The following is a 15,750-nucleotide window of genomic DNA, read 5'->3' on the forward strand; positions in this document are numbered from 1 at the left end:
TGCAGGTGCGAGGATTTAACGGAAATTTCACTTTCCGTTGTTTGCTGCGCAATGGCGGTTTTTGGGCGCAGATCGTCGGATTTATGGCGCCTTGATACCGTCGATTCGTGGCGACAGGGGGCGTCTGAAAATCAGAAATCGCCGCGCAGGCTCAGCACGTAGCTGCGCGGGTCGCCGTAGAGGGTGCCGCGGTCCAGGGCGGCTGCGGCGGTGTAGTAGGTGCGGTCGAACAGGTTGTCGGCGTTGAGGCCGAGGGTCCAGTGGTCATCGAGTCTCCAGGCGATGCGCGCATCCCACACCGCATGGCCGGGCGCGCCGTAGTCAATGCCCTGGCCGCCATCGCTGCGGTAGCCGGACTGGGCCGAGACGCCCGCACCCAGGCTCAGGCGGTGCCAGGCGCCGGGCGGGGTGTAGCTGGCACTGGCACGCAGCAGGTGCCTGGGGGTTTCCGGCGACACCGGTCCGCCGGCGCTGCTGCGGGTCAGGTTGAAGGTGTAGCCGGCCAGCAACTGCAAGCCGGGCAGGGCTTCGCCACTGGCCTGCAGCTCGACGCCGCGGCTGCGCTGGACCGTGCCGTTGATGTAGCAGGTGCCGGCGACATCGTTGGTCAGGCATTTGCCCTCGCTGGCGGGGTCGATGGCGTAGACCCCCTTCTGGCGGATGTAGAACAGCGCCGCCGAGACATTCAGGCGCTTGTCCAGCAGTTCGCCCTTGAGCCCGGTTTCGTAGCTGGCGCCGATGGCCGGGTCGAGGGTCGAGCCATCCACCGAGCGGTAGATGCTTTGCGGCTGGAAAATATCGGTGTAGCTGGCGTACCAGGACCAGTCATCGTCGAGGTCGTAGATCAACCCGGCGAACGGGGTGACACGGCCCTGCTGGTGGTCGGTGAAGTCGCCGCCGCCGATGCGGTAGTCGAAGTCGTAGGTGTACCAGCTGAGCCGCGCGCCGAGGATCAGCGCCAGGGGATCGGACAGGTGCAGGTTGGCCTTGGCGAACATCCCGTAGCGCTCGTCGATCACCTTGTTGATCGACGACCAGGCCGGCCGTGGCGGTTTTGGGAAGGCGTGATGATCGACGTCGTCCAGGTCGATGGGGATTCTCAACGCCACCGGCGCGCGCTTTTCCAGTATCGCCTGGCGCGACCAGTTGATCCCGCTGGTGATCTGGTGCGCCTGGCCGAACAGCTCGAAATGCCCGTCGAGCACGCTGTCCACCCCGGTCCCGTCGATGTCGGTGTGGCGGAACTCGACGCCGCGAAACTGCGCGCCGGTCCCGCTTGTCGGATCCACGGCGCCGCGTGCGTAGGCGATCGACTGGTGGAAGCCACCCTCGGAATGGATCAGCGACAGCTTGCCGGTCCAGTCTTCGTTGAAACGGTGGGTGATTTCGTTGAACACCTCGGTGATCCGTGGCTGGTGCCGATTCCAGTCCTGCACCAGGGCGGTGGAGCGCGGTACGTCCAGGGCGCTGCCATCGGTATGCCGCGGCAGGCCGAAGATCGAATAGCCGCGGACCGTGCTCGACTGATGGCGCAGGCTGCTGGTCAGTACCGTGTCGTCGTCGAGGTCGATATCGACGATGCCGTACAACAGCGGCGCGCTGGTGTGTTTCTGGTCCAGGTAGGAGCCGTCGTCCTCATAGGCGGTGATGAAGCGTCCGCGCACGGTGCCCTGGTCGTTGAGCTTGCCACCGGCATCGAGGTCGAGACGGTAGCTGTCCCAGGAGCCGGCGCGGGCGGTCAGGCTCAGGCGCGGTTCGGCAGTGGCGTGCTTGCGCACCAGGTTGACCGCGCCGCCCGGGCTGCCCGCGCCGATCAGCAGCCCGGCAGCGCCGCGCAGCACTTCGACGCGGTCGTAGATGGCCATGTCGGTGGGCAGCCAGGCGGTGGGGTTGTAGGCCTGCCCGGGGATGCCATCCATCATGTAGCTTTCGTCGTTCACCACGAAGCCGCGCGACTGGTACAGGTGCGAGCCGTAGTTGCGCTGGCCGAAGGTCATGCCCGGGGTCTGCGCCAGCACCTGGTCGAGGCTGGTGAGGTTGCGGTCGTCCATCACCTGGCGGGTCATCACCGTGACCGACTGCGGCGTACGGCGCAGCGACTCGGCGGCCTTGCCGATGGTCAACGATGGCGTGGTGTAGGAGCCGGTGCCCTCGGTGGTCGGCTCGACGGGCTCGGCGCTGATCGAGGTCGGGTTGATGTCCAGGGTTGCCGTGGCAGGGCGCATCGTCAGGGTCAGGGTATCGCCTGCCAGGCTGAAGTCGAGTCCGCTGTTGCGCAGAAGGATCCGCGCCGCCTGCTCCGGCGGGTAGCGGCCGCGCACCTGGGTGCTGGTCTTGCCCTGGATGGCCTCGGGATTGACCAGAACCTGCAGGTCGCTTTGCCGGCCCCATTCCTGAAGTGCACTCCAGAGCGGTTGCGCCGGGATGTCGAAGCTGACGTCCTGGGCCTGCACCTGGCTGCCGAATGCCAGCAGCGCGGTGCTCGCCAGGGGCGCGGGCAAGCGGCGTAGCCACTGCTTCATCAGCCACGCGAGGCGAAGCGAACAGCGTCGTTGCAGTCTGTGCATTGGGCGGGATCTGGAAATCAGTTGATGTCAGGGTGATGGCTTATCACGCGACGTTAATGATATCCATTTCTAAACATTTTCATATTGTCCCGCGCAAAGACTTTCGCCCGCCGGGGCCTGGCGAGGGCGGGTGAGGGGGGGATTTGGGCGACGAATGGTGTGTTATCGGGCAGGCACCACGGACCCTGTGGGAGCGGGTTCACCCGCGATTGCGGTAGTGAATTCACCAGAGTAATCGCGGGTGAACCCGCTCCCACAGGGTCCGCGTCGAATCAGAGAAACTCAGGCAGGAATGGCGCTGTCCTGAACCTGCTCCACGGTGATCCGCCCACCCTGCATGCGCACCAGTTGATCAGCCACCGGGAAGTAGCGGTCATCATGGGAGATCACGATGATGGTCTTGCCCTGTTGCTTCAGTTCCGGCAGCAGCTCGGTGTAGAACACCCGGCGGAAGGCCGGGTCCTGGTCGGCGGCCCATTCGTCGAACACCAGCAACTGGCGCTCGTCGAGCCAGGCACTGATCAGCGCCAGGCGCTTGCGCTGGCCGGTGGAGAGGTCGGTGGTGGTGAAGGCGCCGTCGCGGATGCCGACCTTGTGCGCGATGTCCAGGCGTTCCAGGTATTTCAGCGCATCGGCGCTCACCGGTGCATCGCCTGGCAGCGGGTCATCGAACAGGTAGTAGTCGGCGAAGATGGTGGTGAACAGTTGGCGATAGTCGTCCAGCTGCTCGGCGGCCAGCGCCTGGCCGTTGAACAGGATCTCGCCCTGTTGCGCCGGGTACAGGCCCAGCAGCAGCTTGATCAGGGTGGTCTTGCCGCCGCCGTTTTCGCCGACGATGAACACGATCTCGCCCTGCTTGATGCTCAGGTTGACCGGGCCCAGGTGGAAGGAGTCGACGCCGTCCACCGGCGGGTAATCGTAGCGAAGCTGGCGCAGTTCCAGGGTTTGCATGGCGCCCAGGCTCGACGGTCGGTCGTTGACCAGCAGGTGCGGCTCCGGCGAGGAAAACTGCCACGACAGCTCGGCGATCCGGCGCAGGGCGATCTTCGCCCGGGAGATGATCGGCAGGGCGGTGATCAGGCGCTCCAGCGGGCCCTTCATATACAGCATCACCAGCACGAAGCCGCCCAGCACGCTTTTGTCGGTGGCCGGCCATAGCGCCTGGAAGGCGATGGCGATGCCGATCACGGCGAAGAACAGCATGGAGCCGAAGGTCTCGGCGCTGACGAAGATGTTCGCCGCGCGGATGTTCGAGGTGCAGATGCGCTCGGTGGTGCCGTGGATGCGCTCGTCCAGCAGGTGCTGGCGTCGGCGGCGGTGGATGCGCAGCTCCTTCGCTCCGGCGGAGATTGCCTGGTAATGCTTCTGCAGCTCGTCCTCGCCGTCCCGGGCGCGGAGGATGCTGCGCATCCCGGCCTGGTGCGCCAGGTACTGGGCGCCGGTGCCGGTGATCACGGTGAGCAGGGTCAGGGCCAGGATCTGCCAGGAGAGCAAGGCCAGGTAGCTGAGGCAGCCGAGGGTCACGGTGAAGGCGATGACCATGGGCGCCACCGACAGGGCGAAGTTGCTCAGGGTGGTGACGTCGTTGAGCAGCACCGGGATCAGCCGGTGCGAGCGGTAGCGCTCCAGTTGCTCGATGGGCGCGACGAGGATCTTTGCCGCCAGTTCGCGGCGCAGGTTGGCCACCACGCGCTGGCCGACCCGGTTGCTCAGCAGGCTGGAACCGGTGGAGCAGGCCAGGGTCAGCACGCAGAGGCCGGCGAACAGCAGCGCGACATCGAGGCCGGGCCCGCCGTCCTGGGTCATGGCGCGGTTGATGGTGGCGAGCAGGCCGGTGACACTCAGACCGCTGATGATCCCCAGCACCGTGGACAGAACCACCAGCCACCAGTAGGGCTTGAGGATTCTCAGGGTTTCCCGGGCCAGGCTTTCGGTCTTGAGGGTCATGCGGTTCTCTCGGAATGCGGGCAAACGGGCTCTGCGCCGTCAGGGAGAGGACGAGCCCGGGCGCCGGAAATTTAGCGCGGCGAGGCGCTGCGACCGCGTGTCGGCGAGATGAATTCTGTCGCCGATTCGCGCCCTGGCGGTTTCAGTGCCCGGCCAGCTGTAGCACAATAGGCGCCGTTCGTTTTTCCTCTCCAGGATGTGCAATGTCCAAGTCAACCATCTGCGCTGCGCTCGGGCTGGCCCTTGTGCTGGCGGGTGTCGCCGGTTGTAGCTCGAAGAAGGCCGCCGTGTACGAACACGAGAACTTCGACGATTCGGGCACCTATTCGCGCAGCTTCCCGGTCAGCGAGGCCGGCTCCTGCGAAGCCGCGCGGCGTGCGCTGCTCAGCCAGGGCTACATCATCACCACGGCCGACAAGGGCCAGGTCAACGGCAACAAGAGCTTCCAGCAGACCGGCGAAAGCCATATGCAGATCAGCTTCAATGTCGTCTGCGCCGACGACATGGGCGGCGGCGGGCGCTCCACCGTGTTCGCCAATGCCCTGCAGGACCGCTATGCCCTGAAAAAGTCCAACACCTCGGCAAGCCTTGGCGTGGGTGTGCTGGGCTCGGTGTCGATGCCGATCGGCTCCACCGACGACTCGATGGTCAAGGTGGCAAGCGAGACGGTGACCTCGGCACAGTTCTACGAGCGTTATTTCGCCCTGGTGGAAAGCTTCCTGCCGCCGGCACCGAAGAAGCAGGCCGCTGCGCCTGAAGCGCCGGTGCCGGCCAAGCCGGCTGCCGAGCTGGGCGTGCCGGAACCGGCGGCGCTGGCTGCGCCCCAGGCCGAGGTGCCGGCTGCGGCGCCGGTCGAAACCGCTCCGGTCGCGGCGCCGGCCGCCGAAACCCAGGCTGCGCCGGTGCTGGACGACAGCCAGGGCTCGCAGCCAGTGGCGCCGCCTGCCGAGGCTGCGCCCATCACCGCCGAACAGGTTGCGCCGGTGACTGCGGAGCCGACCACGCCAGCGGTGAACGAACCCGCGCCTCCGGCGACCAACGGTGATCCTTCCGCACCGCTCTAGCCCGCGGGATAAATCCTGTAACACCTGCTACGTTTATTTTCGGACACGCTGTTGTCATTTTTCCTTCACCGGTGCACTTTAGGGTGAATCAGGACACAAACAGACGAAGACACGGAGCAGGAATATGGACGACTATCAGGAAGAACTACTCGAATTTCACGCTTCGGAGCTGGACGTGCCGGAGCCGGCGGATGATGCGACGGAGCTGTGAATCAATAAAAAAGGGCCGGTTTTGAAAACCGGCCCTTTTTTATTGACGACGCGGACCCTGTGGGAGCGGGTTCACCCGCGATTACGGTAGTGAAGTCACCATAGCAATCGCGGGTGAACCCGCTCCCACAGGGTCCGCGTCGCGGTTGAGTTATTCGCCTCTTCGTTGGCTGCGCCTGAACTCCCCCGGTGTCACCCCGCTCCAGCGCTTGAACGCCCGCTGGAATGCCTCCGCCGAAGCGAACCCCAGCAAATACGCGATCTCGCCGAACGCCAGCTCTGTATCGCGGATGTAACTCATCGCCAGGTCCCGCCGGGTGTCGTTGAGGATGGCGCGAAACTGCGTGCCTTCCTCGGCCAGCTTGCGGCGCAGGGTCCAGGTCGGCAGCTGCAGGCGTCGCGCGACTTCCTCCAGGTCCGGCTCGCGGCCGCCATTGAGCAATGGGCCGAGCAGATGGGCGATGCGTTCGCCCAGGCTGCGAATACGGGTGCGCTCCAGCAGTTCCTGTTCGCACAGCTGCAACAGGTGCTGCCAGGTGCTGGGGCAATGCGCCGGGTTGTGCAGCCCGAGCGTCGCTCGGGCAAGACGCAGCTGGTTGTTCTGCGCGCCGAACTGCACCGGGGCCAGGCTCAGCGCCTGGTAGCGCTCGGCGTAGGGCGGGCTGTCGAATTCGATTTCCATGCGCTCGGCCTGCACTGCCTGGCCCGCCAGGTCCGACAGTTGCGCCAGCCAGCCGGACAGCACCGAGTCGACCACGAAGCGGTTGTAGGCGTTGTACGGGCTGATGGAATAGAAACGCAGCCAGGCGCCCTGGCTGTCTTCCTCGAAGCTGGACTGGCCGCGGTAATTGGCGGCGTACAAGGGCTCGAAGCGCAGCAGCGTGCGCGCCGCTTCGCCCAGGGTCGGCGCCTGGGCGGCGGTAATCCCGGCCAGCCCGAGCTGGCCCAGGCGGCTATGGCGCCCCATGCACAGGCCCAGGGCCGGTTCCCGGCTTTGCTCGATGGCGGCATGGCCCAGGTGCATGAAGCGCGGGATCGACAAGCGCCCGCCGGCCTCGGCCAGCCGCGCCGGGGTGAGGCCATAGCGCTCGAGCAGGGGGCGCGGGTCATGGCCGAGCTCGTCCAGCGCCCGTTCCAGGCTCTGGATGAAACCCACCGACAGATCCCCGAGCCGCACCCGTGGCCGGTTCATCGGCCTACAGCCACAGGTTGAGCAGACGTGCGCCGTGGCTGGCGCTGGCGTGGTAGAGGGCATTGAGGTTGGCGAAGCCCAGGCCTTCGCCACGAACCTCCCAGAACTGCCCGCGCAGGAACACGCTCATGCTGGCGATACCGGCCGGTACCGCGGTTTCGCTGAGGTGATACCAGGCCTGTTCCTCGCTGGTTTCGCCGGGTTGCAGATCCAGTTCCGAGGCCCGTTCCTGGTGCCGGTTACCGCGCCACGGCCCTTCCCAACTGCCGACGAAGGCCGGGTTGGCGATGATCTGCGCGTTCTGCACGGCCAGGCGCTGGTAGTTCGACGGGTACCAGGCATCGCTGCCGATCAGCACGCCAAGGCGTCCCGCCGGGGTATCCACCACCTGCGGCGCCTGGCCTTCGCCCGGGTCGATGAAGCGCCGTACGTTGCTGTCCGGATATTGCTGGCGATGGACCTGGCCGAGCACCGCACCCGTGCCGGAAAACACCAGGCTGGCGTTGTACAGGGCGCCGGAGCCGGTGCGCAGCACGCCGTGATCGAGCCAGGGCTCGGGCAGGACGATGGAACCCGCCACCAGGGTCACGCCGAACTCCCGGGCCAGGTCGCCGAACAGCTTCTGGTAATCCGCCGCCATCTGCCCGGCCTTCATGCGCAGGTGCGCATCGCTGCGGCGGTCGTCACCGGTGGCGCTGTACATCGCCAGGCCATAGCGCAGCGGGTTGCTCAGTTCCAGCCACTGGTACGCTTCGCGCAGGCGGGTGACCTGGTACATCTCGCGCTTTTCGCCACGGGCCCAGAGCCAGGTGCCGATATGTTCCGGCAGGATGACCACGGTACGTTCGTTGACCAGGCCCTTGACCCGCGCCTGCTCGAGGTACGCGGCAAGCTTGCGGTGCAGGCGGGTGAGGTTCTGGTAGTCGCCGGGGTAGAGGGTCGGCTCGATGCCGAGCAGGTTGCCCTGGCCGCTGGGGATGCCCTGGTCCAGGGCCAGTTCGACGCGCAGGTCGGACAGGTAATGACCCTCCGGGCGCTGCTCGGCCCAGAGCATGTAGCCACCGAAGGCGGCCAGGAGGACAAGCGCCAGGGCGCCTGAAAGAAGTTTGCGCATGAAGCGGACAAGGCCGGCAAGGAATTCGCCACCAAGGGTAATCGCCCTGGTGCGTTTGGATCAATAACTTGTCATTTTCGGTCATTGAGCGACGGCGGGGGGCGCTTTAATGTCGGCTCCAGACCAATCGACGGGGCCCGCTTGCGAGGTTCCCGCATTCCGTGATTCGCCGTGGAGATCATCATGACCGCCGCCCAGTACCCGCATCTGCTCGCCCCCCTGGACCTTGGCTTCACCACCCTGCGCAACCGTACCCTGATGGGCTCGATGCACACCGGCCTGGAAGAGCGCCCCGACGGCTTCGAGCGCATGGCTGCCTATTTCGCCGAGCGTGCCCGGGGCGGCGTGGGCCTGATGGTGACCGGCGGCATCGGCCCGAACGTGGAAGGCGGGGTGTACTCCGGCGCGGCCAAGCTGACCACGCCTGAAGAGGCGGAAAAACACCGGATCGTTACCCGTGCCGTGCACGAGGCCGGCGGCAAGATCTGCCTGCAGATCCTCCACGCCGGGCGCTATGCCTACAGCCCGAAGCAGGTGGCGCCAAGCGCCATCCAGGCGCCGATCAACCCGTTCAAGCCCAAGGAACTGGACGAGGAGGGCATCGAGAAGCAGATCGCCGATTTCGTCACCTGCGCGCAACTCGCGCAAAGTGCCGGCTACGACGGCGTCGAGATCATGGGTTCGGAAGGCTACTTCATCAACCAGTTCCTCGCCGCCCACACCAACCAGCGCACCGACCGCTGGGGTGGCAGCTACGAGAACCGCATGCGCCTGGCGGTAGAGATCGTCCGCCGTGTGCGTGAGGCGGTCGGGCCGAACTTCATCATCATCTTCCGCCTGTCGATGCTCGACCTGGTGGAAGGCGGCAGCAATTGGGAAGAAATCGTGCAACTGGCCCAGGCCATCGAAAAGGCCGGGGCGACCCTGATCAACACCGGGATCGGCTGGCACGAGGCGCGCATCCCGACCATCGCCACCAAGGTGCCGCGGGCGGCGTTCAGCAAGGTCACTGCCAAGCTGCGCGGCGCGGTAAAGATCCCGCTGATCACCACCAACCGCATCAATACCCCGGAAGTCGCCGAGCAGGTGCTGGCCGAGGGCGATGCCGACATGGTCTCGATGGCCCGGCCGTTCCTTGCCGACCCGGAGTTCGTCAACAAGGCGGCCGAGGGCCGCGCCGACGAAATCAACACCTGCATCGGCTGCAACCAGGCCTGCCTGGACCACACCTTCGGCGGCAAGCTCACCAGTTGCCTGGTCAACCCGCGCGCCTGCCATGAAACCGAGCTCAACTACATCCCGGTGACCAAGGCCAAGCGCATCGCCGTGGTCGGCGCCGGCCCTGCCGGCCTGGCGGCGGCAACCGTGGCGGCCGAGCGCGGGCACCAGGTGGTGCTGTTCGATGCCGCCGGGCAGATCGGCGGGCAGTTCAATGTCGCCAAGCGCGTGCCAGGCAAGGAAGAGTTCTACGAGACCCTGCGCTACTTCGGTCGCAAGCTGGAAACCACCGGCGTCGAGCTGTGCCTGAACAGCCGCGTGGATGCCGAGCAACTGGTGGCCGGCGGTTATGACGAGATCATCCTGGCCACCGGTATCGTGCCGCGTCTGCCGGCGATCCCGGGCATTGACCACGCCAAGGTGCTGACCTACCTGGACGTACTGCTGGAGCGCAAGCCGGTGGGCCGCAAGGTGGCGGTGGTGGGCGCGGGCGGAATCGGCTTCGACGTGTCCGAGTTCCTCGTGCACGAAGGGGTCGCCACCAGCCAGGACCGTGCGGCGTTCTGGAAGGAATGGGGCATCGACGCGGCGCTCGAGGCCCGTGGTGGCGTCGCCGGCATCAAGGCCGAGCCTCATGCGCCGGCGCGCGAGGTGTACCTGTTGCAGCGCAAGAAAACCAAGGTCGGCGATGGCCTGGGCAAGACCACTGGCTGGATTCATCGCACCGGGCTGAAGAACAAGCGCGTGCAGATGCTTAACAGCGTCGAATACCTGGGGATCGACGATGCCGGGCTGCATATCCGCATCGGCGAGGGCGAACCGCAGGTGCTGGCGGTGGACAACGTGGTGATCTGCGCCGGGCAGGATCCGCTGCGCGAGTTGCAGGATGCGCTGGTGGCCGCGGGGCAGTCGGTGCACCTGATCGGTGGCGCGGACGTCGCGGCTGAACTGGATGCCAAGCGGGCGATCAACCAGGGTTCGCGGCTGGCTGCTGAACTCTAAAAAGCACTGCGTCCCCTGTGGGAGCGGGTTCACCCGCGATTGCGGTACTGGACCCACCACTGCAATCGCGGGTGAACCCGCTCCCACAGGGGGCGCGGTCGCTTGTAGAATCGGCGCCATGCTCAATCTTCCTCAAGCGCCTTTGCAGCGTGTCTCCTTTTCCTGGCTCACCGACGCCGGTATCGAACTGGCCATCCTCCGCCTCGACCAGATCGACCCTCTGGTCAGCGGCAACAAGTGGTTCAAGCTCCTCGAACACCTGCGCCTCGCCCGGCAAAACCAGGCCCCCGGCCTGATCAGCCTCGGCGGCAACCATTCCAACCACCTCCACGCCCTGGCCGCCGCCGGCCAGCGCTTCGGCTTCAAGACCGCCGGCCTGCTGCGCGGCAATCCCCAGGACACCCCGACCATCCGCGATCTCCAGGCCTTCGGCATGCACCTGCACTGGCTCGGCTACGGCGGCTATCGTGCGCGCAACGAGCCCGGGTTCTGGGCGCCCTGGCAAGCACGGTACCCCGGCTGGCACTGCATCCCGGAAGGTGGCGGCGGCGAATTGGGCGAGAAGGGCTGCGCGCTGATCGTCGAACAGGCGCGGGCGCAGTTGGCGAACATCGGCTGGGACGACTACGACGCCTGGTGGCTGGCCGCCGGAACCGGTACCACCGCTGCGGGATTGATTGCGGCGGAAGCGGGCGCCCGTCCGGTACACGCTGCCATGGCGGTACCAAAGGGTTACGGCGTGGAGCACGTGCTATCCCATCACCTTCACGACGCCAGCCGCGGCGGCTTCGCCAAGGTCGATCCCGAACTCTTGGCCTTCATCGACGCCTGCGAGCGGGAATCCGCCATCCCGCTGGAGCCGGTCTACACCGGCAAGGCCCTCCTGGCCCTTAAAGAAAAAGCCGGGTGCTTCGAACCAGGCACCCGGCTGATATTCGTCCACACCGGCGGCCTCCAGGGCCGCCGCGGTTTCGCTTAATCCTTGCCGGGCAGCATCCGCACCAGGGTGTTGTCCTTGCGCACATAGTGGTGATACAGCCCGGCCACGGCATGCAGGCCGATCAGCCAGTAGCCGAGGGTGGCGAACCATTCGTGCCAGCCCTTGACCGTGCGCGCCAGGTCCTTGTCCGGCTGCACCAGTGCCGGCAGGTCGAAACCGTAGAAGGGAATCGGCTTGTCGGCGGCGCTGAGGATCACCCAGCCGGCCAGCGGCAGGCCGATCATCAGGGCATACAGCGCCCAGTGCACCAGGTGCGCCAGGCCGGTCTGCCAGGCGGCCGGTGCAGGGACGATGCGTGGCGTCGGCCGCGTCACCTTGAGGAACAGGCGCAGCCAGACCAGCAGGAACACGGTCAGGCCGAGCATGAAGTGCAGGGTTTTCATCAGTTCCCGTTCCGGGCTGTCCTTGGGAAAGATCCCGCGAAACTCGATGCAGGCGTATACCGCCGCCAGCAATACCAGCATCAACCAGTGCAAGGCCACGGACAGGCTGCCGTAGCGCTCCCGGGTATTGGTCAGACTCATACAGAACACTTCCTCGTCAGGTCACGGAATGGGCGCTCTTGGTGGCGCTGTCCTACAGGGTAGATAGCTTGGAGCTACTACGGCAGATACAACGAGGAAAAAAAGCCCGGGTCAAGCCGGCTGCGTCAAGTGTGGCCACTGTTCGGCAACCAGAAAGGCCCGTTCGGCTTCCTGCCAGTCGCCGTCTTCCCCGGGTTCCAGGCGCACCATCAGTTGGGCCTGGGCGCGCGGGTCGAGGGCGGCCAGCCAGTCGCGCAGTTGCCCCGTGCTCCACACCTGCGCCGCTGCAACCCGCGCCGGGCCGAGCCAGGCCTGGCGTGGCAGCGGTTGCCAGCGGCCTTGCCCGTGGGCGCTATGAAAGTCGCGCCAGTCACGCTGATGCAGCCAGTGGCCGCGCAGATGCTGTGGATCTGCGCCCAGCGGCGAGCCGGCCGAGGCATGCCAGGGGTAGAACAGGTAACCGCCGAGCCACAACCGCGCCCGCACCTGATCGAGCCCCAGGCCTTGCAGGGCCTCGCGGCTTTCCGGGCGCGCGGAGATGGGCAACTGGTGCTCGGCCAGGTGCGCCAGCTTGCGATCCAGCCGGTCATGGCAACCAGGCCCCAGCCAGTGCGCCGGGTCGGCACCGTCGCCGTGTTCCGGCCCGAGATAGAACTTGATCGCCAGTTCCAGGTGATGCACGCCTTCGCGGTCGCGCAGGACGATATCCAGCTCGCCAAGGGTGTGCCCGCCCTGGCGGATCGGCAGGTTGGCGGCCAGCAGTTCAACGCCTGGTGCCTGGTGCAGGGCGAACTGCCAGAGCCGTTCGTAATACAGGCCCAGGCGCCGGCTCGCCGAACGCGCCAGCCAGTCCAGCAGCAGCGCCGGATCGCGCTCCAGGCCCAGCAGCCAGTGGCGCAGCTTGTCGGGGTCGTCCACCCAGCCACTGCCACTCAACGGATGGCGTTGCGGCCATGGCGCGCGGTCCAGCAACGGGGCGGACGACAGCGCCCAGGCCAGGTCGCGGACCGCGGGCTGGCGCAGGTGACGGGGCAGGGCGTTGAGGGCAGCGAACGGATTCATCCTGCGAGCATAGCCGCGTTTGCCCGGCGTCGTTTGCCGCAGGGCAGGGCACTGGCCCATAATCGGGCCTTTGACCGTGCGTACTTTTGACCGTCGTTAGCCAAGCAGGAACCCCATGGAGCAATTTCGCAATATCGGTATCATCGGCCGCCTCGGCAGCTCCCAGGTGCTCGATACCATCCGCCGCCTGAAAAAATTCCTGCTGGAACGGCATCTGCACGTCATCCTCGAGGACACCATCGCCGAGGTCCTGCCCGGCCACGGCCTGCAGACCTCCTCGCGCAAGCTGCTCGGCGAAGTCTGCGACCTGGTGATCGTGGTCGGCGGCGACGGCAGCCTGCTCGGCGCCGCCCGCGCCCTGGCCCGGCACAACATCCCGGTGCTGGGGATCAACCGCGGCAGCCTGGGCTTCCTCACCGACATCCGCCCGGACGAACTGGAAGTGAAGGTCGCCGACGTGCTGGACGGCCATTACCTGGTGGAAAACCGCTTCCTGCTGCAGGCCGAAGTGCGTCGCCACGGCGAGGCCATCGGCCAGGGCGATGCCCTCAACGATGTGGTCCTGCACCCGGGCAAATCCACGCGGATGATCGAATTCGAGATCTACATCGATGGCCAGTTCGTCTGCAGCCAGAAGGCCGACGGCCTGATCGTCGCCACCCCGACCGGCTCTACCGCCTATGCCCTGTCCGCCGGCGGGCCGATCATGCATCCCAAGCTGGACGCCATCGTCATCGTGCCGATGTACCCGCATACCCTGTCCGGCCGGCCGATCGTGGTCGACGGCAACAGCGAACTGAAGATCGTCGTGTCCCAGGACATGACCATCTATCCGCAAGTCTCCTGCGACGGCCAGAACCACTTCACCTGCGCGCCCGGCGATACCATCACGGTGAACAAGAAACCGCAGAAACTGCGCCTGATCCATCCGCTGGACCACAACTATTACGAGGTCTGCCGGACCAAGCTCGGCTGGGGCAGCCGCCTGGGTGGTGGAGGCGACTGATGCTCGATCCCGCGCGCAGTTTCGACCTGATCGGCGATGTTCATGGCTGTGCCCACACCCTCGAACGCCTGCTCGATGCCCTCGGCTACAAGCGCCACGGCGGGGTGTGGCGGCACGCCCAGCGCCAGGCCCTGTTCCTGGGCGACATCATCGACCGTGGCCCGCGCATCCGCGAGGCCCTGCATATCGTCCATGACATGGTCGAGGCCGGCCAGGCCCATTGCATCATGGGCAACCACGAGTACAACGCCCTCGGCTGGACCACCCCGGCGCCACCCGGCAGCGGCAAGACCTTCGTGCGCGAGCACACGCCACGGCATGCCCGGCTGATCGACGAGACCCTGACCCAGTTCGCCCAGCACCCCGGCGACTGGCACGATTTCCTCGGCTGGTTCTACCAGTTGCCGCTGTTCGCCGATGCCGGGCGCTTCCGCCTGGTGCATGCCTGCTGGGACGGGCGGGTGATCGATTCACTGCGCCAGCAGTACCCCGACGGCTGCATCGACCAGGCATTCGTCCAGGCCTCGGCCGAACCCGACAGCTTCGCCCACCTGGCCTGCAACCGCCTGCTGCGCGGCACCGACATGCGCCTGCCGGACGGCCTGACCCTGACCGGCGGCGACGGCCTGACCCGGGCGTTCTTCCGCACCAAGTTCTGGGAAGAAGATCCGCAGACCTACGGCGATATCGTGTTCCAGCCCGATGCCTTGCCTGAATCGGTGGCTCGCGCGCCCTTGTCCCATAGCCAGAAGAATGCCCTGCTGCGCTACGGCGAGGACGAACCGCTGCTGTTCGTCGGGCATTACTGGCGCAGCGGCAGGCCGGCGCCGATCCGCGCCAACCTGGCCTGCCTGGACTACAGTGCAGTGCTTTACGGCAAGCTGGTGGCCTACCGGCTCGACGATGAAACCCGGATCGACCCGCACAAGTTCGTCTGGGTCGATGTGGAACGGCCGGAGGCCAGCCAATGAATGGGGTTCCAATCCTGCAACTGCCGTTGAATGTCGACCTCAGCGGCTTCGTCCAGATGCTCCGGCGCCTGCAGGTGGCGCACCGGGTGACCGAGGAGCACGGCGAGCAGGTGCTCTGGGTCGATCAGGCACGGGCCGAGGAAATCCGTCGCCTGTACGAGGCGCACCCGGAAGGCGACGCCGACACCCAGGACCTGCCCCTGACCGCGCAGCCCGATGCCATGGTCCGTCCGGGCCTCGGCGAGCAGTTGCGCACCAGCAAGGTTACCGCCTTCGTGCTGCTGGCCTGCCTGATCGTCGCCGGCCTCACCAGCCTTGGCGAAAACCTCGCGACCATGCGTTGGCTGACCTTCCTCGATTTCCGCGTGGCGGGCGACTACCTCTACTTCACCCCGCTGGACACCAGCCTCCAGGCCCACCAATGGTGGCGCCTGTTCACCCCGATGCTCCTGCACTTCAGCGTGCTGCACCTGGCCATGAACGGCGTGTGGTACTGGGAACTGGGGCGGCGCATCGAATGGCGCCAGGGCCCGTTCAGCCTGCTCGGCCTGACCCTGGTGTTCGCCCTGGTGTCCAACGTCGTGCAATACCTGTTCAGCGGCCCGACCCTGTTCGGTGGCCTGTCCGGCGTGCTCTACGGCTTGCTCGGGCACCTGTGGATCTACCAGCGCCTGGCCCCCCATCCGCTGTACCGCATGCCCCGTGGCGTGCTGGTGATGATGCTGGCCTGGCTGGTGCTGTGCCTGACCGGCGTGATGTCCGTGATCGGTTTCGGCGCCATCGCCAACGGCGCCCATGTCGGCGGTCTGTTGGTCGGATGCCTGAGCGGGCTCTTGGGCGGGGCGCTGGCCCGGCGTAAACTGACGGCTTGAC

At 66.3% G+C, this 15,750-nt stretch carries 12 protein-coding genes; 6 read left to right on the forward strand and 6 right to left on the reverse strand.

The annotated features are described in order from the left end of the window. Positions 1-131: 131 nt before the first annotated feature. Together ACPFMA_RS08370 and ACPFMA_RS08375 are read right to left on the reverse strand one after the other, a co-directional pair. Positions 132-2,522, reverse strand: coding sequence for a TonB-dependent siderophore receptor (locus ACPFMA_RS08370; protein ID WP_425929958.1), 2,391 nt, complete (start codon positions 2,520-2,522; stop codon positions 132-134). 327 nt (positions 2,523-2,849) lie between these two features. Continuing rightward, complete coding sequence (locus ACPFMA_RS08375) at positions 2,850-4,514, reverse strand: cyclic peptide export ABC transporter (RefSeq protein WP_425929959.1); 1,665 nt, start codon at positions 4,512-4,514, stop codon at positions 2,850-2,852. A 203-nt stretch (positions 4,515-4,717) separates the two neighbouring features. Between ACPFMA_RS08375 and ACPFMA_RS08380 the strand changes: the two genes are divergently transcribed. Further along, positions 4,718-5,578, forward strand: coding sequence for a DUF2242 domain-containing protein (locus ACPFMA_RS08380; protein WP_064303510.1), 861 nt, complete (start codon positions 4,718-4,720; stop codon positions 5,576-5,578). Between the two features lie 361 nt (positions 5,579-5,939). Here ACPFMA_RS08380 and ACPFMA_RS08385 read toward each other — a convergent pair whose 3' ends face one another. Next, entirely contained in the window at positions 5,940-6,980 is a 1,041-nt protein-coding gene (locus ACPFMA_RS08385; RefSeq protein WP_064303511.1) for an AraC family transcriptional regulator, read from the reverse strand. Between the two features lie 4 nt (positions 6,981-6,984). Then, positions 6,985-8,094, reverse strand: coding sequence for a carbon-nitrogen hydrolase family protein (locus ACPFMA_RS08390; RefSeq protein WP_420059353.1), 1,110 nt, complete (start codon positions 8,092-8,094; stop codon positions 6,985-6,987). Between the two features lie 183 nt (positions 8,095-8,277). Between ACPFMA_RS08390 and ACPFMA_RS08395 the strand changes: the two genes are divergently transcribed. Both ACPFMA_RS08395 and ACPFMA_RS08400 read left to right on the forward strand, forming a co-directional pair. Then, on the forward strand, positions 8,278-10,314 hold the full coding sequence (locus ACPFMA_RS08395; protein WP_425929960.1) for an FAD-dependent oxidoreductase: 2,037 nt from the start codon (positions 8,278-8,280) through the stop codon (positions 10,312-10,314). 118 nt (positions 10,315-10,432) lie between these two features. Next, positions 10,433-11,293, forward strand: coding sequence for a 1-aminocyclopropane-1-carboxylate deaminase/D-cysteine desulfhydrase (locus ACPFMA_RS08400; RefSeq protein WP_425929961.1), 861 nt, complete (start codon positions 10,433-10,435; stop codon positions 11,291-11,293). On the opposite strand, the gene ACPFMA_RS08405 is transcribed toward ACPFMA_RS08400, so the two are convergent. Together ACPFMA_RS08405 and ACPFMA_RS08410 are read right to left on the reverse strand one after the other, a co-directional pair. Next, positions 11,290-11,838, reverse strand: coding sequence for a cytochrome b (locus tag ACPFMA_RS08405; protein WP_009403131.1), 549 nt, complete (start codon positions 11,836-11,838; stop codon positions 11,290-11,292). The two genes, ACPFMA_RS08400 and ACPFMA_RS08405, sit on opposite strands and share 4 nt — an antisense overlap. Positions 11,839-11,949: 111 nt before the next feature. Beyond that, complete coding sequence (locus ACPFMA_RS08410) at positions 11,950-12,900, reverse strand: DUF1853 family protein (RefSeq protein WP_425929962.1); 951 nt, start codon at positions 12,898-12,900, stop codon at positions 11,950-11,952. A 115-nt stretch (positions 12,901-13,015) separates the two neighbouring features. On the opposite strand from ACPFMA_RS08410, the gene ACPFMA_RS08415 reads away from it, so the two are divergent. From ACPFMA_RS08415 to ACPFMA_RS08425, 3 genes are read left to right on the forward strand one after another with little or no spacing between them, the layout of a single operon-like run. Further along, the gene (locus ACPFMA_RS08415; RefSeq protein ID WP_009403133.1) at positions 13,016-13,906 is read left to right on the forward strand and encodes an NAD(+) kinase; all 891 of its coding nucleotides are present in this window, start codon (positions 13,016-13,018) and stop codon (positions 13,904-13,906) included. Beyond that, entirely contained in the window at positions 13,903-14,877 is a 975-nt protein-coding gene (locus tag ACPFMA_RS08420; RefSeq protein ID WP_170394686.1) for a metallophosphoesterase, read from the forward strand. Before ACPFMA_RS08415 ends, ACPFMA_RS08420 begins: the two co-directional genes overlap by 4 nt. Then, positions 14,874-15,749, forward strand: coding sequence for a rhomboid family intramembrane serine protease (locus ACPFMA_RS08425; protein WP_420059357.1), 876 nt, complete (start codon positions 14,874-14,876; stop codon positions 15,747-15,749). Before ACPFMA_RS08420 ends, ACPFMA_RS08425 begins: the two co-directional genes overlap by 4 nt. Position 15,750: the final 1 nt, after the last annotated feature.

Origin of the sequence: Pseudomonas sp. NyZ201, from assembly GCF_049860765.1 — a bacterium.
GTDB classification, from domain to species: Bacteria; Pseudomonadota; Gammaproteobacteria; order Pseudomonadales; family Pseudomonadaceae; genus Aquipseudomonas; species Aquipseudomonas bharatica.

Excerpts from the sequence above, each read along its gene's own strand:
- ACPFMA_RS08370 (WP_425929958.1), bottom strand. The coding sequence starts at position 2,522 with ATGAAGCAGTGGCTACGCCGCTTGCCCGCGCCCCTGGCGAGCACCGCG.
- ACPFMA_RS08375 (WP_425929959.1), bottom strand. The coding sequence starts at position 4,514 with ATGACCCTCAAGACCGAAAGCCTGGCCCGGGAAACCCTGAGAATCCTC.
- ACPFMA_RS08380 (WP_064303510.1), top strand. The coding sequence starts at position 4,718 with ATGTCCAAGTCAACCATCTGCGCTGCGCTCGGGCTGGCCCTTGTGCTG.
- ACPFMA_RS08385 (WP_064303511.1), bottom strand. The coding sequence starts at position 6,980 with ATGAACCGGCCACGGGTGCGGCTCGGGGATCTGTCGGTGGGTTTCATC.
- ACPFMA_RS08390 (WP_420059353.1), bottom strand. The coding sequence starts at position 8,094 with ATGCGCAAACTTCTTTCAGGCGCCCTGGCGCTTGTCCTCCTGGCCGCC.
- ACPFMA_RS08395 (WP_425929960.1), top strand. The coding sequence starts at position 8,278 with ATGACCGCCGCCCAGTACCCGCATCTGCTCGCCCCCCTGGACCTTGGC.
- ACPFMA_RS08400 (WP_425929961.1), top strand. The coding sequence starts at position 10,433 with ATGCTCAATCTTCCTCAAGCGCCTTTGCAGCGTGTCTCCTTTTCCTGG.
- ACPFMA_RS08405 (WP_009403131.1), bottom strand. The coding sequence starts at position 11,838 with ATGAGTCTGACCAATACCCGGGAGCGCTACGGCAGCCTGTCCGTGGCC.
- ACPFMA_RS08410 (WP_425929962.1), bottom strand. The coding sequence starts at position 12,900 with ATGAATCCGTTCGCTGCCCTCAACGCCCTGCCCCGTCACCTGCGCCAG.
- ACPFMA_RS08415 (WP_009403133.1), top strand. The coding sequence starts at position 13,016 with ATGGAGCAATTTCGCAATATCGGTATCATCGGCCGCCTCGGCAGCTCC.
- ACPFMA_RS08425 (WP_420059357.1), top strand. The coding sequence starts at position 14,874 with ATGAATGGGGTTCCAATCCTGCAACTGCCGTTGAATGTCGACCTCAGC.